19 protein-coding genes and 1 pseudogene are annotated in these 21,448 nt (G+C 42.4%); 9 read left to right on the top strand and 11 right to left on the bottom strand.

Features of this window, described 5'->3' with window-relative positions:
• Positions 1-132 precede the first annotated feature (132 nt).
• The 7 genes and pseudogenes from PW252_RS03875 to PW252_RS11285 form a co-directional block, all read right to left on the bottom strand.
• A complete protein-coding gene (locus PW252_RS03875) occupies positions 133-918 on the bottom strand; it encodes a hypothetical protein (RefSeq protein WP_248050808.1) in 786 nt (261 codons plus the stop codon).
• A 36-nt stretch (positions 919-954) separates the two neighbouring features.
• Positions 955-1,389 (bottom strand): CoA-binding protein, encoded by a 435-nt coding sequence (locus tag PW252_RS03870; RefSeq protein WP_248050807.1) that lies wholly within the window; start codon positions 1,387-1,389, stop codon positions 955-957.
• Positions 1,390-1,400: 11 nt separating this feature from the next.
• A complete protein-coding gene (locus tag PW252_RS03865; RefSeq protein WP_248050806.1) occupies positions 1,401-1,667 on the bottom strand; it encodes a hypothetical protein in 267 nt (88 codons plus the stop codon).
• Positions 1,668-1,690: 23 nt separating this feature from the next.
• Entirely contained in the window at positions 1,691-2,440 is a 750-nt protein-coding gene (locus tag PW252_RS03860; RefSeq protein ID WP_248050805.1) for a glucose-6-phosphate isomerase, read from the bottom strand.
• A gap of 11 nt (positions 2,441-2,451) precedes the next feature.
• Positions 2,452-5,088 carry a DNA polymerase I gene (gene polA / locus PW252_RS03855; RefSeq protein WP_248050804.1) on the bottom strand — a complete coding sequence of 879 codons (2,637 nt, stop codon included), beginning with the start codon at positions 5,086-5,088 and terminating at the stop codon, positions 2,452-2,454.
• 95 nt (positions 5,089-5,183) lie between these two features.
• Positions 5,184-6,563 (bottom strand): hypothetical protein, encoded by a 1,380-nt coding sequence (locus PW252_RS03850; RefSeq protein ID WP_248050803.1) that lies wholly within the window; start codon positions 6,561-6,563, stop codon positions 5,184-5,186.
• A 1,156-nt stretch (positions 6,564-7,719) separates the two neighbouring features.
• Positions 7,720-8,493: pseudogene (locus PW252_RS11285) on the bottom strand (ADP-ribosylglycohydrolase family protein); the annotation flags it as partial.
• Positions 8,494-8,659: 166 nt separating this feature from the next.
• On the opposite strand from PW252_RS11285, the gene PW252_RS03840 reads away from it, so the two are divergent.
• On the top strand, positions 8,660-8,995 hold the full coding sequence (locus tag PW252_RS03840) for a helix-turn-helix domain-containing protein (RefSeq protein WP_024376627.1): 336 nt from the start codon (positions 8,660-8,662) through the stop codon (positions 8,993-8,995).
• Positions 8,996-9,085: 90 nt separating this feature from the next.
• On the opposite strand, the gene PW252_RS03835 is transcribed toward PW252_RS03840, so the two are convergent.
• Complete coding sequence (locus tag PW252_RS03835; RefSeq protein WP_248050801.1) at positions 9,086-10,393, bottom strand: hypothetical protein; 1,308 nt, start codon at positions 10,391-10,393, stop codon at positions 9,086-9,088.
• A gap of 124 nt (positions 10,394-10,517) precedes the next feature.
• On the opposite strand from PW252_RS03835, the gene PW252_RS03830 reads away from it, so the two are divergent.
• From PW252_RS03830 to PW252_RS03810, 5 genes are all read left to right on the top strand, one after another.
• The gene (locus tag PW252_RS03830) at positions 10,518-11,963 is read left to right on the top strand and encodes a UDP-N-acetylmuramoyl-L-alanyl-D-glutamate--L-lysine ligase (protein ID WP_248050799.1); all 1,446 of its coding nucleotides are present in this window, start codon (positions 10,518-10,520) and stop codon (positions 11,961-11,963) included.
• Between the two features lie 378 nt (positions 11,964-12,341).
• On the top strand, positions 12,342-13,142 hold the full coding sequence (locus PW252_RS03825) for an ABC transporter ATP-binding protein (protein WP_248050797.1): 801 nt from the start codon (positions 12,342-12,344) through the stop codon (positions 13,140-13,142).
• A 9-nt stretch (positions 13,143-13,151) separates the two neighbouring features.
• Positions 13,152-14,066 carry an iron-hydroxamate ABC transporter substrate-binding protein gene (locus tag PW252_RS03820; protein WP_248050795.1) on the top strand — a complete coding sequence of 305 codons (915 nt, stop codon included), beginning with the start codon at positions 13,152-13,154 and terminating at the stop codon, positions 14,064-14,066.
• A 13-nt stretch (positions 14,067-14,079) separates the two neighbouring features.
• Complete coding sequence (locus tag PW252_RS03815; RefSeq protein ID WP_248050793.1) at positions 14,080-15,129, top strand: FecCD family ABC transporter permease; 1,050 nt, start codon at positions 14,080-14,082, stop codon at positions 15,127-15,129.
• Positions 15,126-16,103 (top strand): FecCD family ABC transporter permease, encoded by a 978-nt coding sequence (locus tag PW252_RS03810; RefSeq protein WP_248050791.1) that lies wholly within the window; start codon positions 15,126-15,128, stop codon positions 16,101-16,103. The genes PW252_RS03815 and PW252_RS03810 overlap by 4 nt, the downstream gene beginning before the upstream one ends.
• Positions 16,104-16,119: 16 nt before the next feature.
• Here PW252_RS03810 and PW252_RS03805 read toward each other — a convergent pair whose 3' ends face one another.
• On the bottom strand, positions 16,120-16,602 hold the full coding sequence (locus PW252_RS03805; RefSeq protein ID WP_248043691.1) for a glutathione peroxidase: 483 nt from the start codon (positions 16,600-16,602) through the stop codon (positions 16,120-16,122).
• Positions 16,603-16,615: 13 nt separating this feature from the next.
• Positions 16,616-17,332 carry a pseudouridine synthase gene (locus PW252_RS03800; protein ID WP_105118370.1) on the bottom strand — a complete coding sequence of 239 codons (717 nt, stop codon included), beginning with the start codon at positions 17,330-17,332 and terminating at the stop codon, positions 16,616-16,618.
• 121 nt (positions 17,333-17,453) lie between these two features.
• On the opposite strand from PW252_RS03800, the gene PW252_RS03795 reads away from it, so the two are divergent.
• Positions 17,454-18,416: a glutathione S-transferase family protein gene (locus PW252_RS03795; protein WP_248050789.1), complete on the top strand. Its 963-nt coding sequence runs from the start codon at positions 17,454-17,456 to the stop codon at positions 18,414-18,416.
• A 373-nt stretch (positions 18,417-18,789) separates the two neighbouring features.
• Here the strand turns inward: PW252_RS03795 and PW252_RS03790 are convergent, their stop codons facing one another.
• A complete protein-coding gene (locus tag PW252_RS03790) occupies positions 18,790-19,494 on the bottom strand; it encodes a glucosamine-6-phosphate deaminase (protein WP_248050787.1) in 705 nt (234 codons plus the stop codon).
• Between the two features lie 358 nt (positions 19,495-19,852).
• Here PW252_RS03790 and queA point away from each other — a divergent pair, with 358 nt between their 5' ends.
• Both queA and PW252_RS03780 read left to right on the top strand, forming a co-directional pair.
• Complete coding sequence (gene queA, locus PW252_RS03785; protein ID WP_248050785.1) at positions 19,853-20,881, top strand: tRNA preQ1(34) S-adenosylmethionine ribosyltransferase-isomerase QueA; 1,029 nt, start codon at positions 19,853-19,855, stop codon at positions 20,879-20,881.
• A gap of 83 nt (positions 20,882-20,964) precedes the next feature.
• Positions 20,965-21,438, top strand: coding sequence for an arginine repressor (locus PW252_RS03780; RefSeq protein WP_105118366.1), 474 nt, complete (start codon positions 20,965-20,967; stop codon positions 21,436-21,438).
• Positions 21,439-21,448 lie beyond the last annotated feature (10 nt).

Genomic DNA, 21,448 nt, shown 5'->3' with positions numbered 1-21,448 from the left:
CAAATAGTGATTTCCAATTATAGCATGCTAAAAGTTGGAAAGGCAAGAAAAAAATCTCCAATTATGGCTATTTTAAAAATGTTTTAAGAAAGCTTTAAGAAAAGGCCCAGAAAATTCTGGAGCCTGATTTTATTATTGTAACAATTGCCAAGTCAAAACATCTTGAATAGCCCTACTTCTTTCTGGCAAAAATTCTGGTCCATCAGAAGTAACTTGACCCGTATGAGCATTTAAGCGAAAAGTGCCAACAGTATAGACCTGACTGCCATCAGTAGCCAAGCGATAGATTGTTCCGTTGCTTTCTGGTCGATAGCCGTCTAAAAAGAAGCTACTGATTAGACCATTATCAAAAATATCTACATATACTCGAACATTTTCGGAAGAAACCAAGCGAGTTGGGTAGGTTTCATTTCCCCAGATAGAAAAGACAAACATCTGCTCTCCACCAGTCGCAAGTAAGAGTTCTAACTGACCATTTCCATCAATATCGTGTAAGGCATAATAAAATGCAACATTGGGGTCGATATTTTTTAGGTAGCCCTCTTCCACCGTCGGATCATCAAAGGTCCCACCACTTCTCAACACTCTTATCCACTTGCTATAGGTATTTAAGATTGCTTGATAATTGGGGTGAAGAGTGGATTGGCTAGGAGGAGCTACTTGACTACTGTCCTCAGATTGACTGGTTTGGGTTTGACTAGAACTTTCAGTAACTAAGCTGCTACTAGGACTGGTGCTTGTCGCTGAACTTGTAGTTGATGAGCTGGTCGAGTTCGTTGAAGTGCTGGTTGAAGAACTGATTTTAGTAGAACTGCCAGTAGTTGAAGAGGTAGTATCTACAGACCTAGTCTGGCTAGAACAGGCTAGTAAGCTGACCAACATGAAGGTAGATAATCCCAAACATCTTACAAATTTCATAAGCGATTTCATCACAGAACCTCCAACTTTCTTCTCTTACACTTCTTGCATCTCCAGATATTCAATCTTGATACACTTGTTCATGACAATGTCATTGCGACCTGCTTGACGGAGAAAGTCTTCTGCTTCTTGGCTTTCTAAACCGAGTTGAGCCCAAAAGATTTTCGCATCTGTTTGAACAAATTCACGCGCCACATCTGCCAGAAACTCACTCCGACGAAAAACATTGACAATATCTACCGGCTGGTCAATTTCCAAGAGGCTAGCATAGACCTGCTCTCCTAGGATGGTTTCGCCTACTGCCCTTGGATTGACAGGAATAATCTTGTATCCTGCTTCTTGCATAAGCTTGGATACCCGATAAGCTGCAGTTTCTTCACGGCTAGATAAACCAACAACTGCAATAGTTTTAGATTGTTTCAAGTAGTCAAAAATGACAGTTTGACTAGGATTTTGAAATGAATAGGTCATAGCTTTCTCCTTTAGGATACATCAAATCGAAAGATAAATAGAAATAAAACAAGTGCAAGGATTGCCACCAAGCGAATGGTCTTCTCTTCCTTTTCTGTCAGCCGTGTCCGATTGGGGAGTTTAGGAAAAACCAACATCAAGACAGCATAGGAGGCACAGCCGAGATTTGCCAGGTAATTGATTTTAGTAACCCTGGCTAATACCATACCTAATAGACAAAAGGAAAATCCAACCCAAAATTGCTGACCATAGGTTCTAGTCTTCAACCAGTCTACCATCTGCTACCTCATTCTAGCTAACTTTACTTCTTAGAAATATTGTACAGAACGTCCTTGAGCTCGCCAATTGTTTTCTTAAGGTTGGTACGGTCCTTGTCCATACCTGGATCTAGGGAGTAATAAATGGAGCCAACGACAACTGAATCATCATAGGCACCTGTCGATTCCATACGGTAGAAGGTAATACGAGCCATTTTTTGATCCTTCATAATTTGACGACCGACCTGCCATTCTTGGTTGTTTATGGTGACAATTGTCTTTTCAATAAATGAATGGTTGGTTTCAGCCATACGAGCCTCCAGCTCTTCTGGTGTCATATTACGGCCTTCTTCAAGAGGTGATGTATTAAATGCATTGATATTATACAGCTGAACCATAAAGTTACTAGAATTGGTCTTTACATCATAGACGGCTGCAATCGTTTCATCTTCCGTGTTCTCAGCGTTAATAGTCCAAGTTGCCGGCACATCATAGTAACGGAAATGTTCCTTAATATTGCCAGCCTCATCCTTTTCTGCAACACCATTGTTGGCAGCATGGATTTTGTGACCTTTTTGAGCTGGATCTGCCGGTGGATTAGCATTAACAACTACGACAGGAGCATTAGCAAGAACATTCATGGTTTCGTTGCTTGTGTCTTGTTTCTCTTTTAAAATAGGTAATTGTGTTGAAAAATCAGCTCCAGAAGGGTTGGTACCCTTGTTTTCCGTTTTTTCTCCACAGCCTGCCAAAAGCAAGCTACATAATCCAATACATACTAGTGTTTTCTTCATGTCATTCCTTTCTATTTTGCTTCATACCAGGTCTGTCCATCATTTTCATCGGCAATCAGTGGAACAGACAAGGCAATAGCTGATTCCATGGTTTCTTTCACAAGTTTTTTTACTGTTTCCAATTCAGTTTTTGGTACTTCAAGCACAATCTCATCGTGTACCTGAAGGAGCATGCGTGTTGACAGACCTGTTTCTACAATCGCCTTGTCCAAGTTGATCATGGCTACCTTGAGAATATCGGCGGCAGATCCTTGGATTGGGGAGTTGATGGCAGTCCGTTCCGCAAAATTACGGACATTGAAATTACGGGAATTGATTTCTGGCAATTCACGACGGCGCTTGTAGATGGTTTCTACAAAGCCCTTATCTCTAGCCTCACGAACAATGGTTTCCATATAGTTCTTGATACCTGGGAAACGTTCAAAGTAGGTTTCAATATATTCCTTGGCTTCTTTACGAGTAATGCCCAGGTTGTTGGACAAGCCGAAATCTGATATGCCATAAACCACACCGAAGTTGACTGCCTTGGCATTGCGACGGTCGTTCGCCGTCACATCTTCAGCCTTTTCAATGCCAAAGACCCGCATGGCTGTCGAGGTATGAATGTCCACACCTTTTTGGAAGGCTTCAATCAAATGCTCATCCTTAGAAATATGTGCCAAGACCCGCAATTCAATCTGGGAATAGTCGGATGCCAAAAGGACACTGTCTTCAAGCGAAGGTACAAAAGCCTTACGAATGAGGCGACCTTGTTCCAGACGAACAGGGATATTTTGCAGGTTGGGGTCCGTCGAAGACAGACGACCAGTTTGGGTCAAGTCCTGCACATATCGAGTATGGATCTTACCGTCTTCTAAAATGGCATCCTGCAAGCCGATAACATAGGTTGACTGCAACTTGGTAATCTGACGGTAGTCCAAAATCTTGGAAACGACGGGTGCAATTGGAGCAAGCCTTTCTAAGACATCCACGGCTGTTGAGTAACCTGTCTTGGTTTTCTTGGTGTATTCCAAAGGCAAGCCCATGTCTTCAAAGAGAATGGTTCCCAGTTGTTTTGGCGAGTTGATATTAAATTCCTGACCAGCCAACTCATAGATTTCCCTGGTCAACTGTTCAATTAGAACTTCATTTTCAGCCTGCATGGTCTGTAAGGTTTCTTTTTGAACCTTGATGCCTGTGATTTCCATCTTGGCTAGGACATTTGCTAGGGGCAATTCCATATCAAAGAGCAGGGAAACTTGCTGGTTTTCTTCCAGTTTTTCTAACATGACTGCTTCTGTTTCAATAAGAACTTGTAGCTTGTTGGCAAGATGTGAGAAGTATTCTGGTCTCTCTGGAAGTGCCAGTTTCGCCCCCTTGCCATAGACCACCTCGTCTGGCACCACTCGGGACTGACCATAAAGATTGGCAATGGTAGTAATGGCGTTGTCCTCTACTGTTGACAGGAGGTACTTGGCCAAACGGCTGTCAAAGCTAGCTAATGGCAAGTCAATACCGTAACGGGCTAGGAGGACTTTTCCACGTTTAAAATCATAGGTTTTAACAGGCTGATTTTCTAAGAAATCACGCAAGATTGGGCTGTCGAGGAGTTCTGGTCCCCCAACATAAATCTGCTCCTTGTCACCCCAAGCTAGTCCCACCAAGTCTTCTCGATGGTAGTTTTCGCCCAAGATTTCAAAATAGAAAAATTGATCTGCGTGTAGCATGCCCTCAGTCAATTCGGTGACTGTTTGAAACTCGACTGCAGGACGTTCTTCCTCAGCGCTAGTTCCCAACTGAGCTCTCAACTGCTTGAAGCCCATATCATCGTAGAATTGTCCTAGTTCTTCGACTTTTGGTCCCTCGTAGATAAGGTCATCCAGTCCGATTTCAATAGGTGCATTAGTGTCGATGGTCGCAAGAGTGCGTGACAGAAAAGCCTGTTCCTTATCAGCAATTAGGTTTTCCTTCATCTTGGATGCCTTCATGCTGTCGATATTCTCGTAAATACCATCCAAAGAACCATATTCGGTTAGGAGCTTAAGACCTGTTTTTTCACCGATTTTGGTCACGCCAGGGATGTTATCGGATTTATCACCCATGAGTGCTTTGAGGTCGATAAACTGAGTGGGAGTGATACCCATTTTTTCCATGAGGTAGGCTGGGGTAAATTCTTCGAATTCGGCAACGCCTTTCTTAGAAATCTCAACTACGGTGTTTTCGTCTGTCAGCTGGATCAAGTCCTTGTCACCGCTGACAATGGTCACATCGAAGGGAATGTCTGTCCGCTCTGCCATTTTGTCCAAGGTACCGATAATATCATCTGCCTCGTACTGAGCCAGTTCATAGTACTTAACCCCCATAGCATCCAACATCTGACGGATGAAGGGGAACTGCTCGCGGAACTCGTCTGGTGTCTTGGCCCGGCCCGCCTTGTAATCGGCGTACATCTCAGTACGGAAGGTGGTCTTTCCAGCATCAAAAGCCACGAGAATGTGGGTCGGCTCAATCCGCTTCATCATGTGGTCCAACATCAGATTAAAGCCGTAAATGGCGTTGGTATGCAGACCATTGGCATTCTTGAAACGGTCGATTTGATTATAAAGTGCAAAGAAAGCACGGAAGGCTACCGATGAGCCATCGATGAGTAATAATTTATTTTTTTTCATGTTTCTATTATAGCATGGATGGGGAAGATTTGTGGGTAGTAGAGGGCTGGAATACAAAGAAAATCCTAGCCGAGACTAGGATTTAAAATGTGTTTTCATATTGTCAGTTGATAATCTTCTTTGACCTCTTCAAAGAACTTATCTATATTGGCATAAATTTGATCGTATTGTAAATTATCATTCTCCTCAAAGAACTTCCTCTTTTGCTCTGATTCCAAAAACAGTCGATAATGGACTTCTTGATAGGAGTATTTGAAAAATGCTAACCATTGTGGATAGTTAATGGCAAGGGGATTTTCAGTAATAATGATTTTGCCGAGATTAACAGCTGTACTCACTGAATGAGCAGTAAAGAGTATGGTTCCCAACTTTGGATATTTTTTCCTATTAGTAGAAAAAGCAACAGCATCTGAAAGGCTGGCTCCCTGTGACAAGCGGCGACAAGCATAGCCTAATCTAACCAAAACTTCGATCAGCATCACTGGAATGGACATAGTAGCAAAGTGAATAAAATCATATCCATCTTGATACATTCCCTGAACGATTTGAGCAATGGTTTCTTCCTCTTTGCCAATTTCTCCAAACTGTAAGAGATTAAATAGACCCATCAGAGGAGCAGGTAAACCCATTGAGGTTGTGATATCTGATTTAAAATGGACTAATAGCTTAGCTATTGCAAAAAAGATATTTTCTTCTTTGCGATCTAGGTAGTTTGGCATGTCTTGAACTACAATTTTGCCAAATTTATCAATTGTAGTCATCTGCCCATTCATGATATCCAAGACTCCAATGATGAATCCCACTAATGGATCATGCCCCAAGGAATAGAGACGATGATATTGTGGAGATAGTCCATTTATAATACGTTCAGTATTTCGATTATCCTGAGCGTCAAATGGAACTTTTGCAAATTTCCAATTCTCCAAATCACCCGGAGAAAAAATAGTCTCAAATCTATTTCTGACATAGTTGGCAAGCGGTCCTGCATTAACTGACTTTGCTGGCATACCAATTAAAAGAATATCAACTAAAGAAGCTAGAATGCCACTGCCCACACCAAGCAAGATATCAAATTTATCCAGGTTATAAATTGCTTGGTATTCAGCTCTAAGTGCTGTTAGGACTTCACGATTTTCTGCTATTTCATCAGCAGTCAATATATCTTCAAAAACAATATCGTCCTGAACTTGCTGATTAGCCTTTTCTACTAATTGTTCCCATGAAAGTATGGCACGCTCTTTCTTGGAACCGATTTGAGCTTCTTTATTTTTAGTCATCTTAGCTTTACTTGGAAGTTGATAACCTAAAGAAATCAGAAGTTCTTCACTTGTCGAGATTCGCTGATCAAGTCGTTTGGTATCCTCCTGTCTTTGTTTTTCCAATCCTACCAATTCCTGTTGCTGGTATTTTAGAACTTTCAATACTTCCTTTTCGCCATGGCTATATTTATATCGACTCTGCTTGTTCTGATTCATCTTGCATCCCTATATCCTCTTTCAATTCTTCAATAGCTTTTTGCAATAGAATATTTAAACTGGTCAAATAATCAATCCGTTCTTTATTCTCTTGATTTTCAGATTTTAGAGCCTCGATGATAGCTTGATGTTTTTGTAATGCAACTTTATAGAGGCGTTTTTTCTCCTGTTGGAGATGTTGTTGGGTAAGAATATTGGCAATTGCTAAACCACCACCAGCTAAAATTGCAACTGGAGCTGCAAGTACAAACAAACCTGCTACCATGCCACCACCAACAAGGGCACCAGCAGCAGCTAAACCTGAGGTAATTCCTGCAGCCGAAAGCCCCACTGTTCCTAGTCCATATAAGGCACCGTAAGAAACAACACCGCCTAAGCCTGCTCCTAGCCCCATAGCCAACACATCTTTTAGAGGACTGTCTGCAATGACACGATTTGGATCAAGAGTTGATAAATCCGCTTCATTTACGATATGAACTACACTTTGTAATGATTCCATAGAATCAAAATGCATTTTCTTAGCTGGTTCTTTTTTTACACCAGACATTTCAGCAGATTTTTGATTTGTTTTGTCCCTGGTTTGAGTCGTCTTATTTGCCGATTTCCATAAATGATTCCAACCTTTTCCTAAATCAGCGCCAATTTGACCTACGAAATCTACTGAACCTTGAACAACTTTTCCTGCCTCATTGCCTACGATACCTAGTCCTTTACCAATCTCATTCCCAAGCTGACCTATTCCTAAATCAGCGCCAATTTGACCTACGAAATCTGCTGAACCTTGAACAACTTTTCCTGCCTCATTGCCTACGATACCTAGTCCTTTACCAATCTCATTCCCAAGCTGACCTAACATATCCAATGAGTTATCCACTGCATTCTGAACTCCCTCCACTACCAAATCAAAAGGAGCTTGTACCTTATTTTTCTTTGCGAAGTCAATTAGATTTTTATCAAAGGACGAAAAATCTAACTGAATATATTGCTCATCAGGTTGTACTTTGATTGCACCATTCGGATATTCTTCTAATATTTCAACCGGTGCACCTTTAGGAATGATTCTACCAACACAATCATCTATTAACTGGAAAAGGCTAACCATTTCAAATTGTCCTTCGTTCATGTGAGAACATCTAAGACCTTTACTTGGATAATCTTGCTCGAAATAATACGAAACTTCCATAATTAAACTAGGTAGGTAATCAGTAGTTCGATAGACTATTTCTTCTGGAATGCCAAAAAATGGTTCAGCGATACTGCCAGCTATAGCAGCCAGGGTGTCACTATCTCCACCAAGAGACACTGCATTACGAATCGCATCTTCAAAATCTTCTGCTTCTAAAAATGCTACGATGGCTTGAGGAACACTTCCTTGACAACTACTATCAAATTGATATGAGGGACGGATAGCATCCAGCGTAAAATCGAGATTGTAGAATCTATCAGCTACAAATTGTCTAATCTCTTCTTTATTTTTTCCAGTTCGAGCCAAAAATATTGCACCAGCTACTGCTTTAGCTCCCTTAATTCCTTCTGGATGATTATGGGTTACAGAAGCAACTCGTTCAGCCAAATCCAATGTCTCTTCTAATGATTTTCCTACATGACCACAGGCTGAGACACGCATGGCAGATCCATTCCCAAAACTATTGTAAGGATCAGAATCCTTGCTCTCAATCCATTTTTTAAATTGAGGTCCGTAGCCAGCTCTAGGATACAGCTTACCAAAATCTTTCATATTCAAGACTAAAGCTTTTTCTAAATCATCAAATAGTTCATTCAAACCCAAGAAACTAGCCGCAACTGCAGCTGTCATGACACTATCATCTGTAAATCGACAAGTTGGGTGGAATAAATCAAATTCTTTTGACTTATTATTTCTACCCTCAAACCGTGACCCAATTACATCCCCAACAATTGCACCAAACATAGCCTATCCTTTCTTTTTATGGACAAAAGAGAATTTTTTCTCTATAATTTTTATATATTATATCCATAATACTACCATATCCTTATCACTCTGTAAAGTGATTTTTTGTTATTTACCACTAAAAACGGTGATTTGTTTTTCAAATGGTAGTTTTCGGAGGAATTTCATGAAACAGTACCCATTACAAGAACATATTACAAATCGTATTCGATATCTTCGCCAAGAAAAAAAGCTAAGTCAAGAACAACTCAGCGAAAAAGCAGAACTCGGAACCAACTATATCCATAACGTTGAGAAAAAGTCTTCCAATATTAAAGTTGAAACCTTAGAAAAAATAATGGAAGCCTTGTCCGTCACTCCCGATCAATTCTTTAATTTTCAGATTTCCGAAGCCAGTCCAGAAGCTCGTGAAGTCTTTGAAGCGATTACTCAGCTTCCTCAAGAAAAACAAACTAAAGTATTACAAGCTATCCGACTATTACTTGAAACAATCAATGATTGATAAATACATTATCTTTGTTCCATTGGAAACAAAGATGCCCATAAGTATCCCATTTTATTGAACGAAAGATAGTAAAAATCCTAGCCGAGACTAGGATTTTTCTTTACGATAATAAATATTCTTCGCAACCACTAAACTATGTGGCTTTTCATATTCCTGATCCAGGTAAGATTGGTAGGTGCCTGGTGCGATAAATCCGCGCATACCAAGTATGTCGGTTCCAGCTTGTCCAATCACAGAATCAGCCAGAAGAACGCAATTAGTAGATAGGACGAAATAGGTTTTAAATTTAGATTTTCTAAATTTGAATAATTCCGCATGTATTGTTTCTTTCATTCGATAGGCATACATTTCAATCGGCTGTCCATCTGCCGTTTTCGATACTTTTTCAGGACTTGGATTCCAAGAAAGAAGCAGATTATCAATTTCAGCCAATCGAGTTTCTATTGCCTCTTCTTGCTCTGGTCTTAAACTCAGCTGGTAACCCAACATGGTCATTCCTTCTTGATTACAGAAGTCAACATAGGCTTGGCGCTCTGCTTTGAACAAGACCCCATCACCAATCGCACCACCCAAACGCTCAGACAGGACATCGTATGAGCCGTAACCATAAACCTGTCCTTTGTAACTCAAATCAACATGTCCAACAGCCCCAAAACCCTCTTCACCTACATGCACAAATATTTCTAAAATAGGCGTTTCTGTAATATCTTTTTGACTATTGTAAACTGATTGAGCCGTCTGATCCTTATTGTCAGCTAAATAATTATTGACTTTTTCTAGGGTCATCCGTGGTACGAGAGCTGCAAGGAACAAGGGTAAGGTTAGGCGGACATGACGCTTTAGACTCTGTTGCTCGATTGCTTCTTCAAATAGGAAGCCATCACGTAAATTGGTGAGTCCATACAAGATCAGATAACCTCCGATGACAATGGTTTGAACAACCAGCTGTGTGCCTGACACAAATAGGGAAGCCGAACCTAGTAAGGATAACCAAATTCCATCTATTAAATAGCGAATCCGTGGCTGTACCCCATCTTTTCGATATAGGTAAAAAGTAATGAAATTGATAAGAGCTGTAAAAAGTTGGTAAATCCCAACAAAAATAGCCGCGAAATAGAGGGGAATTTGAACAGCTAAATCGAGACTGGCTAGGATCCCGAAAAGAACAGCTTTCCCAACTAGTGCAATGACACTTTCACTCGATTTCTTCTTTCTGAAAAATGTCATGCTTAATTCATATAAAGCTAAAAAGAATAGACCTGCATGAATGAACCGAAGAATCAAACCTGGAAATTGCCAGCCAGCAATTAAAAATCCAAGTCCAAGAATAATCAAAATCAAACCTTGACCAACTAGTTTGCGACCTGTCAATCCCAATTCACTAATTTTTTTCATGCCTCTATTATAGCATGACTTCTATATTTCTCCTATAATATAAGAAGTCAAAGATAAATATAAAATAGCTAGACTTGAATAGCCCAGACTTGTCAAATATCTTCGATAGGTTTACAATAGTAACATGATTACAATTGAACGTGTATTAGAAATCTTAACCGCGGATGACAACTTCCGCCATATCAAAAATAACAACCTGACTGCAAGCACTTGGACTGAGGTGCAATTTGATGCTCTCAGCTATGACAGCCGTAAGGTTAGCCCAACAACCCTCTTTTTTGCCAAGGGCTTGGCTTTTAAGAAGGAATTTCTGGAAAAGGCTATTGAGGCTGGACTGGCTTTTTATGTGTCTGAAATCGACTATGAGATCAGCATTCCTGCTATCATCGTCCATGACATCAAGCAGGCCATGAGCCTGATTGCTATGGAATTTCATGGTCATCCCCAGAAAAAGCTCAAACTCCTGGCCTTCACCGGCACCAAGGGCAAGACAACGGCGGCTTATTTTGCTTTTAACATTCTTAAAATCAACCACAAGCCTGCCATGCTTTCGACCATGAACACCACCTTGGATGGCAAGAATTTCTTTAAATCTGCCCTGACTACGCCTGAAAGTCTGGACCTGATTGCCATGATGGCGGGGGCTGTCAAGAACGGCATGACCCACTTGATTATGGAAGTGTCCAGCCAGGCCTATCTGGTCAAGCGAGTTTATGGACTGACCTTTGATGTCGGTGTTTTTCTCAATATCAGCCCCGACCACATCGGTCCCATTGAGCATCCAACTTTTGAGGACTATTTCTACCACAAGCGTCTGTTGATGGACAATAGCAGAGCAGTCATTGTCAATGCTGGAATGGACCATTTTGAAGTCGTGAAAGAGCAAGTCAACTCCAAAGACCATGACTTTTATGGACCGAGCTCTGAAAATGAAATCACTCAGACAGCAGGTTTTGACTTCACAGCGACCGGCAAATTAGCTGGCCATTACGACATCCAGCTGATCGGTGGCTTCAACCAAGAAAATGCCATCGCAGCTGGGCTGGCCTGTCTTCGCTTGGGTGCGAGTTTAGAGGACATTCACTCAGGAATTGCCCAAACCAATGTCCCTGGCCGTATGGAAGTCCTGACCCAGCAAAATGGTGCCAAGGTCTTCGTAGATTACGCCCATAACGGCGATAGTGTGAAAAAGCTAATCGATGTCGTCTTGGAACACCAGACAGGCAAGGTCATCTTGATTTTAGGCGCTCCAGGTAACAAGGGAGAAAGTCGCCGCAAGGACTTCGGTCTTTTGCTCAATGACTATCCGCAGATTGAAGTGATCTTGACAGCTGATGATCCCAACCGTGAAGATCCAGCTGCTATTGCCCAGCAAATTCGTGCCCACATGAACCGTCCAAGCGACTTCATCTTGGACCGTGAAGAAGCTATCCGTAGGGCCATGAGCCAGACGACTTCTTCTCAAGATGCTGTCATTATCGCCGGTAAGGGAGCCGATGCCTACCAGATTGTCAATGACCAGCGTGAAGAATATGCTGGTGACCTTGAAATCGCTAAAAAATATAGATAAAACCTATAAAAGCCACCGCTCATTTGGAACGGTGGCTTATTTCAGTCATTCTGAATATTTCTTATAAAATAGCCAATAATAGTGAAGGAAGTAGAGAGCAAGGAAGACCAACAAAGAGAGAAAGACCATCCTCTTGGACACTGCAAATCAACTATTCCACTGTCAGGAAGAAGGCTAGTGAAATCATTCTCCCATTATTTTATATCTATTATGAAATTGCATAAAACTATGGACAAATATAATTGTTTTTCCTAAGTATTTCTGCTACTTCTTTGGCATTTTTATAATCATTCTTATTAAATTAAAATTGTCAGAAAACTCTTTGTTTCCCTCGATAACTATGATATAATAGAAATCAATGTGAGTAAAGGAGGACTTATGGTCACCATCTCAGCCAAGGATTTAGAACTTTCTTATGGACAAAAAACTGTTCTATCCGAGCTGTCCATTGAAATTCCAAGTGGAAAAATAAGTAGTATTATCGGTCCCAATGGGTGTGGAAAATCTACGCTATTAAAGGCTCTCAGCCGTATCTTGCCTGCGGATAAGGGAATGGTTTATCTGGATGGAAAACTCATCCAAGAACTGCCAACTAAGGAAGTAGCCAAGCGATTAGCCCTACTCCCGCAGGTCCAGGAAAATCTAGACGGTATCAGTGTCTATGACCTAGTGTCCTATGGACGCTTTCCCCATCAAAATGCCTTTGGTCGACTGACTGATTTAGATAAAGAGAAAATTGCATGGGCTTTGACAGAAACACAGACCATGGCATTCGCCCACACTCCTCTCCAATCCCTTTCAGGTGGTCAACGGCAACGAGTTTGGATTGCCATGGCGCTAGCCCAGGATACAGATATCATCCTTCTAGACGAACCGACAACCTATCTGGATATGCACCACCAGTTAGAAGTTCTTGAGTTGCTACAAAGGCTCAATCGGGATAATGGCAAAACCATTGTCATGGTACTCCATGACCTCAACCATGCCGCCCGTTTTTCTGACTACATCATTGCTATGAAAGACGGACACATTCTTCAAGAAGGAAGTCCAGAAGAAGTCATCACGGTTGAACACCTGCGCCAACTATTTGCTATTGAAGCAGATATTTTACCAGCCAGCCACTTTGGTTATCCAATATTAGCTACCTATACTCACGCAAAACCTTCTACAAAAAAATAAGGAGTTCCCATGAAAAAGTTTTTACTTTCTCTTAGTCTTGCTTTGTCAGTTCTAGTCTTGACTGCCTGCTCTGCTATTTCCCAAAAGGAAAACCAGACTAGCCTATCCACTATGCCAACTATCGAGGGCGTTACCTACTATGGTGATGTGCCAGCTCAGCCTAAAAAGGTTGTCAGCCTCAACTTTGCCAACACTGGTTATCTCTTGCAGCTGGGCTTTGATGTGGTCGGTGCGACTTCCTACGACTTGGAAAATCCAGCCTTCTCTGAAAAACTCAAAGGAGCTACTGCTGTTACCAGCGAGGATTTGGAAGCCATCGCTGCGCTGGAACCGGACCTTATCGTAACGGGTTCAACCGATGAAAAAATCGAACAACTTGCTGAAATTGCACCAACTATTTCCCTAGAATACGGCAAGCACTCCTATGCTGAAACCTTGTCAGTTTTTGGTCAAATCTTTGGTCAAGAAACTGCTGTTGAAAAATGGCAAACTACTTGGAAGGAAAGTGTTGCAAGCGCTGCAAAGGAAATCAAGGCAAAAACTGGGGATACAGCAAGCTTTACTATCATGGGCTACCTTGGTCAAGACCTCTACCTCTTCGGTAATAACTGGGGACGTGGTGGGGAAATTATCTACCAAGAACTGGGCTACACAGCTCCACAAAAAGTCAAAGATGAGGTATTTGGACCTGGTTTTCTAGCTGTTTCCCAAGAAGTATTGCCTGACTATGCAGGCGACTACATCATCTTGGCTGTGGAAGACGAAAGTGTCGCAGCTGGTCTATTAAATAGTGATGTTTGGAAAAACCTTCCAGCTGTTCAAAACAACCACGTTATCAAGGTAGATAGCAAGGCCTTCTACTTCAATGACCCGATTTCACTTGAGTACCAACTGAACGTTCTCAAAGATGCTATCACAAAATAAGGATTGATTCTCTATGTTTTTTAAACACTTGGAGAGAAAAAATGGGGAAGAGGTTACGGCTGGCTTCAAGGCTAGTCTGTCACCTATCCCTCTTTTTTTCCTTCTTCTCTTCATACTCTTATTGGGTTCCTACTGGGGCTTTCGTTTGGGGGCTATTTCCTATACTCATGACCAAATTCTCTCCGTCTTAAAAGCACCCTTGAAGCAGTCTGAACTTCAAGATGTTTTGATTGATTTGCGCCTACCCCGCATACTGGCGGCTGGCTTGGTTGGAGCTAGTCTAGCAACTTCTGGAAGCATTATGCAGGCTGTGACACGCAATCGCTTGGCGGACCCTGGACTACTGGGAATTCCTGCTGGTGCGGGGCTCTTTCTGATTTTGAAAATGGTCTTCCTGCCACATTCTTCTGAGCTCCTCAGTCTTTTCACCTGCTTGTTAGGTGCTGGAATAACTGCTGGCTTGGTTATTTTTTTCAGCCGGCAAAATAAATATAGCAATAGTCCACTACATTTGATTTTGGCTGGAATAATGGTTACCGCCGTCGTGCAAGCCTTGGGACAAGGAATGGCCTTATTATTTGACTTATCCAATCACATCATCGGACTAGAGGCAGGTAGCCTGACCTCGATTAGTTGGCACAGTCTATTGTGGATTGCACCGCTTATTCTACTGGTGCTTCTTCTGGCACAAGTCTTTGCCCATTCCTTGACCATTCTCAGTTTGGACGATACTGTGGCCAGGGCCTTAGGACAAAACACGCAGAAAATGACCCTCTTCTTCCTGACCATGGTTGTCCTCTTGTCTGCCTCTTCCGTTGCCCTGGTCGGTTCCCTCTCCTTTATCGGCTTGATTATCCCCAATCTCTTGACCTCTCTACTTCCCAAAGATTACCGTTATATCCTACCTTTTTCATCCTTGGCTGGTGCTGGTTTTCTCGTTTGGTTGGATTTGATTAGTCGAACTCTCCATCCACCTTATGAAACTCCCCTGTCCAGTCTAATTAGCTTTGTTGGCCTACCAATCTTTCTCTGGCTCATTCGAAAGGGGGAATGGCAAGCATGAAGAAAAAAGCTATCTTTCTCTTCCTCTCACTCTTGCTCATCAGTTTGTCCTGTTTGTCCCTCATTATTGGCTACAGTAAATTAGGACTGACCGACCTTTTGACTACCATGAGTGGACAAGCTAGCTCCGCTACCCAGTTGATTTTTTGGAAAATTCGTCTGCCACGTCTGATGGTTTCCATTCTTGCTGGTGGTGCTCTGGCAATCAGCGGACATCTTTTTCAAACCCTCACTCGAAATCCCTTGGCAGACTCTGGTATCCTTGGTGTCAATGCTGGTGCTGGACTTCTACTAACCCTCGCACTTACTTGGAATATTTCTTTCCAACTTTCTCAGCCTCTTCTGGCTTTAGCTGGCGGATTTTTAGCTACTGGCTTGGTTTATCTACTGGCCTATAAAAAAGGACAAGGGTTAGAACCAACACGCCTGGTCCTAACGGGTGTTGGTCTGGCTAGCTTGTTTTCAAGTAGCATGGTTAGCCTCATGGTTCGGTTTGACCGCTACAAGTTAGATAGTATTATAGGCTGGTTGTCGGGAAGATATGTTGGAGATGATTGGCAGACCATCAGCCTTGTCGGTCCTGGCTTACTTGTCCTCTGCCTGTTTAGTTTTATCCGCTTCTCCAGACTAAATATTCTGCAACTAGAAGCCGATCTGGGAATTGGCCTGGGCCTAAATCGACAAAAAGAAAGCATCCTCGTCTTAATCTTAGCCACAAGCCTAGCCAGCCTCAGCTCGCTCTTGGTAGGCAATACTGCCTTTGTCGGCCTCTTGGCCAGTCATTTGGCCAAACAATTAGTCGGCAAGCAGCACCAGTATAGTCTGCCCCTGGCCTTTCTAATCGGTAGCATCTTGCTCATCATAGCCGACATTATCGCACGGTCCCTACTTGTCGGAACAGGCATCCCAACCGGCATTATCGTCTCCCTTATCGGCGCTCCTTATTTTCTCTTATTGCTTAAAAAAGAAGGCTAGATTGTTTCCAGCCTTCTTATTCTTTTGCCAAATAATGTTCAATATCCGCTTTCAATCTTAGCGGGCTAGTTGTTGGTAAATAGCGTTTGACCACGCGCCCCTGTCTATCCACCAAAAACTTAGTAAAATTCCATTCTATGCGACCTCCTAATAAGGTCCTTTTCTCTTTTTTCAGATAGCGATAAAGCGGACTAGCATCAGGACCGTTTACAGCAATCTTTGCAAAACGTGGAAAATTTGTCCCATAATTCAAACTGCATGCCTGATTGATTTCCTCCGCAGAGCCTGGTGCCTGCTCTAAAAATTGATTACAGGGAAAATCCAATACGACAAACCCCTGGTCTTTATAGGTGTCATATAGGTCCTGTAATTCCTTGTATTGAGGAGCCAGACCACAACCTGTTGCCGTATTGACAATCAATAAAACCTGTCCCTGAAAGTCACTCATGGCCTGGTCTGTCCCATCTTGTTTTTCCACCCTAAACTTGTAGATACTCATGATAAGCACCTCCTTAATCAAAATAGGTTAATACATGCTGGATCTCATCTGAAGTAAGCTCACGGTAAGCTCCACATTCCAAATCCCCCAATTCAAATCCGCCAAAGGCCATGCGTTTGAGATAGGTGACCTTGACACCATAGGCTAAAAACATCTTCTTGACCTGATGAAACTTGCCTTCTGCCAACTGGATGGTCGCTCTGCTATGTCCCAAAGAAACCTCTAAAATGGTCAGCTCCGCTGGCTGACACCGAGTACCATCCAAGAAGGTGACGCCCGAGGCAAAAAAGGTTTGTGCGTCTGACCCCAAGGGTCCATTGACTTCCACATAGTAGACCTTATCGACATGGTGGCTGGGGTGGAGCATACGATAACCCAATGGACCGTTGTTGGTCACGAGAACCAGTCCCTCCGTATCTCTGTCCAAGCGCCCAACTGGATAAAGACCTTCCCTTCGGTCCTGAGGAGCAATTAGATCAATGACAGTTTCATGCTCCTTGTCGGTCACAGCCGATACCACTCCTCTTGGCTTATGGAGTAGATAATAGACCGAGCCTTCTAGCTCAACCATTTTTCCCGATACCTGTATATCTTGTAAGTCAGGATCAACGATCTGACTAAGACTACGAGCCGACTGTCCATCTATCCTGATTTGCTGGGCCTTAAATAATTTCTTGACTTGCTTGCGCGAACCAATTTGGGCCTTTTCTAAACACTTATCCAATCTCATACAACTATTCTAGCATAAATCATTTGGCTTGACTTTATTGGGAAATGTTTTATAATACTAATTAGTGATATATACAAAAATCTGTTTAATGGATTTTCTATTTTTGATAAAGGAGAATAGTATGGGACTTTTACAAGATGGCAAATGGGTAGATCAATGGTATGATACCAAATCAACAGGTGGCAAGTTTGTCCGGACTGTCACGCAATTTCGCAACTGGATTACGCCAGATGGACAGGCTGGTCCAACAGGAAAAGGCGGTTTCAAGGCCGAGTCTGGTCGCTACCACCTCTATATTTCTCTAGCTTGTCCATGGGCTAGTCGGACCTTGATGATGCGAAAATTGAAGGGCTTGGAAGACCATATTTCCTTGTCTGTCGTTCATCCCCTTATGTTAGAAAATGGCTGGACATTCGAAGATGGTCCAGGTGTTATCAAGGATCCCCTCTTTAACAGCGACTATCTCTATCAGGTCTATTTGAAGGCTGACCCAACTTACTCTGGTCGGGTGACGGTGCCTGTACTTTGGGACAAAGAAACCAATACCATTGTCAGCAACGAATCCGCAGAAATTATGCGCATGTTCAATACCGCTTTCAATGACATTACAGGTAATCATGACGACTACTATCCAGAACACCTGCAAGCTGAGATTGATGCCATGAATGATTTTGTTTATCCCAACATCAACAATGGAGTCTACAAGGCTGGATTTTCAACCAATCAGAAAGTCTATGAAAAAGAAGTCAAAAACCTCTTTGCTGCCTTGGACAAACTAGAAGAGCATTTGGCTGATAAGGACTATCTGGTGGGCAACCAGCTGACAGAGGCTGACCTGCGTCTCTTTACCACCTTGGTACGTTTTGACCCTGTTTACTTTGGACATTTCAAATGCAATATCAAGGCTTTGGTTGACTATCCAAACTTGTGGAATTACACCAAGCGGATTTACAACCATGCTGGCATTGCAGAAACGGTTGACTTTGACCATATCAAGCAGCACTACTACGGCAGTCACAAGACCATCAATCCTACTGGCATCGTTCCTGTAGGACCCGACTTGGACTGGACGCTTGAAAACTAAGAACAAATGTGTTCACTAACCGAGCTTAAAAATTCAGAAAACTAAGCATAAGAAAAATACCCACGGTGGTCGCCATGGGTATTTTTTGTGCTTGCTCAAGGCACTCAGGCTAAGTTTCTTGTCGTGTTTGTCTTGCCACTTACGGATTAGACACTCCGCAATTCGTTCTGCTGCTTGGCTGACTATCAAGGGTAGCAAAACAAGTTTCAGAAAACTATCTGCATAAGTTTTCACCTCCCAACTTGCGCTGTTTAGTGAATGTGACTTAGACAGTAGGCCATAGCTATTCGATCAGACTACAAAAATAGACCCACCGAAAAGGCATTAACATGAAGTTTTCAGCGGGTTCATTCATATAAAGTGGTTTTGTCTATTATGCTAACTTACTAGCTGCCGATTCATCGATGATGAGGACAACATCTTCATGGTTTTGAAGGACGCTTGCTGGAACTTGCTCCGTCACTGGTCCTTCCACTGTCGCCTTAATGGCGTCAGCTTTTTCCTGACCATAGGCCATGAGAACAATGGTTTTGGCAGATAGGATGTTAGCAATACCCATCGAGATAGCTTGTTTTGGAACATCTTCTGGATTTTCAAAGAAGCGGGCGTTGGCTTCGATGGTTGATGGCGCCAAATCGACAACGCGGGCAATTCCGTCAAAAGAAGCACCTGGTTCGTTAAAGCCGATGTGACCATTCCGACCAATTCCAAGGATTTGGAAATCAACTGGATGGTTTTCCAAGATGGCATTGTAACGCTCCAACTCCGCATCAAGATCAGCAGCCAGACCATTTGGTAAATAGTTTTCCTTGAATGGTTTGGCATTAAAGAGATGTTCTTTCATAAAATAAACATAGGATTGGTCACTGTCTTCACCTAAGCCGACATACTCATCTAAGTTAACTGATGTCACCTCAGAAAAGTCCAAGTCACTCTCACGAATCTGTTTATAAAATTCGATTGGGCTAGAACCTGTTGCCAAGCCAAGAACTTGCGCACCAGCTGCTAATTTCTGTTTGAGAATATCAAAGGCAATAGCTGCCCCTTCCACTTGGTTCTTAACGATATGAACTTTCATTCTTATTTCTCCTTTTTTGGTATAGACCGATTTTATAATTCTATTATATGGTATAGACCAATTTTTGTCAAGCCTTTCACATTATATTTTTTACTAATATTAGTATAATAAATTAGAAAATTATTGCTAACTCTTTCTCGTCCACCAAGACTTAGGAATACAACTATGGTATAATGAAAGTATGACAAATGTACTTATATACCTATTCTTTCTCGGTATTCTGAATTGCCTGGCAGGCTATCTCATCACCAATTCGAGAACACTAAAAATAATCTTTTTCTCAATTGGTCTTCCCTTGTTATTGCTTCCATTTGGCCTGCTCATCTATTTTTTAATACTAATTTAAACAGGAGAACTCATGAATACCGCAGATTTTGATTTTGAATTACCTGAAGAACTGATTGCCCAAGTCCCACTTGAGAAGCGCGACAGCTCTCGCCTACTCATCCTCGACCACCAGCAAAAGACCATGGTCGACAGCCACTTCGACCACATCATTGACCAGCTAAACCCTGGTGATGCTCTGGTCATGAACAACACACGCGTGCTCCCTGCCCGCCTCTATGGTTACAAGCCCGAAACCAATGGTCATGTGGAATTGTTGCTTTTGAAAAATACCCAAGGTGATCAGTGGGAAGTCCTTGCTAAGCCAGCCAAACGCCTGAAAGTCGGTACCACGGTTGCCTTTGGTGATGGAAGATTGACAGCCACTATCATTGAAGAATTAGAACACGGTGGACGAATTGTTGAGTTCACCTATGATGGTATTTTCCTTGAAGTGTTGGAAAGTCTTGGAGAAATGCCCCTTCCGCCTTACATTCATGAGAAATTGGAAGACCGCGAGCGCTATCAAACTGTCTATGCCAAAGAAAACGGATCTGCCGCAGCCCCAACTGCTGGACTGCATTTCACCCAAGAATTACTTGAGAAGATTGAGGCAAAGGGAGTGAAATTAGTTTACCTAACCCTTCATGTCGGTCTTGGCACCTTCCGACCGGTTTCCGTTGACAATCTTGATGAACATGAAATGCATTCTGAATTTTATACCCTATCTGCTGAAGCAGCCCAGACCCTCAATCAAGTCAAGGCTGCAGGCGGTCGGATTGTGGCAGTGGGTACAACATCTATTCGTACCTTAGAAACGATTGGCAACAAATTTGATGGTCGACTAGAAGCTGATGCTGGCTGGACAAATATTTTCATCAAGCCAGGCTATGAATTCCGCATCGTTGATGCCTTTTCAACCAATTTCCACCTACCCAAATCAACTCTGGTCATGCTGGTATCTGCCTTTGCTGGCCGAGAATTTGTCTTAGAAGCCTATAAACACGCTGTTGAAGAAGGCTACCGCTTCTTCAGTTTTGGAGATGCTATGTTTCTTCAATAGCGACACTTTCCTTGTCCATGGCCAATCCAGTCAAGACTTTCTGCTGAATTTTCCGTGTACAACCATATTTGTAGGAGGTTCCTATGAACAAGATTGAAAGTCGTCACCAATTGATTTTGTCCTTGGTTATGGAGAAAAAAATCCATACCCAACAAGAACTACAAGAACTCCTCAATTTGAACGGTGTAACTGTCACCCAGTCCACCCTATCCCGCGACATCAAGATGCTCAATTTGGTCAAGGTCAATGAAGACGATTCTTCTCATTATGTCATCAACCCCATTGCTCCAAGTCGCTGGGAAAAACGCCTTCGGCTCTATATGGAAGATGCCTTGGTCATGCTTAAGCCTGTTCAGCATCAGGTCATCTTGAAAGCCCTGCCAGGTCTGGCCAATTCCTTCGGCTCTATTTTGGATGCCATGGAAATCCCTGAAATCATTGCGACAGTTTGTGGCGATGATGTCTGCTTGATTATCTGTGAGGATAATGAAAGTGCCCAGTCTTGTTTTGAGTACCTCAAACAGTATGCCCCTCCTTTCTTCTTTAGCAAGGCTTGATTAGAAAGCT

It is taken from the genome of Streptococcus sp. 29887 (assembly GCF_032595075.1).
Lineage (GTDB): Bacteria > Bacillota > Bacilli > Lactobacillales > Streptococcaceae > Streptococcus > Streptococcus iners.
Note: the sequence above shows the minus strand (reverse complement) of the source record. Positions and strands in the feature narration are given on the sequence as shown.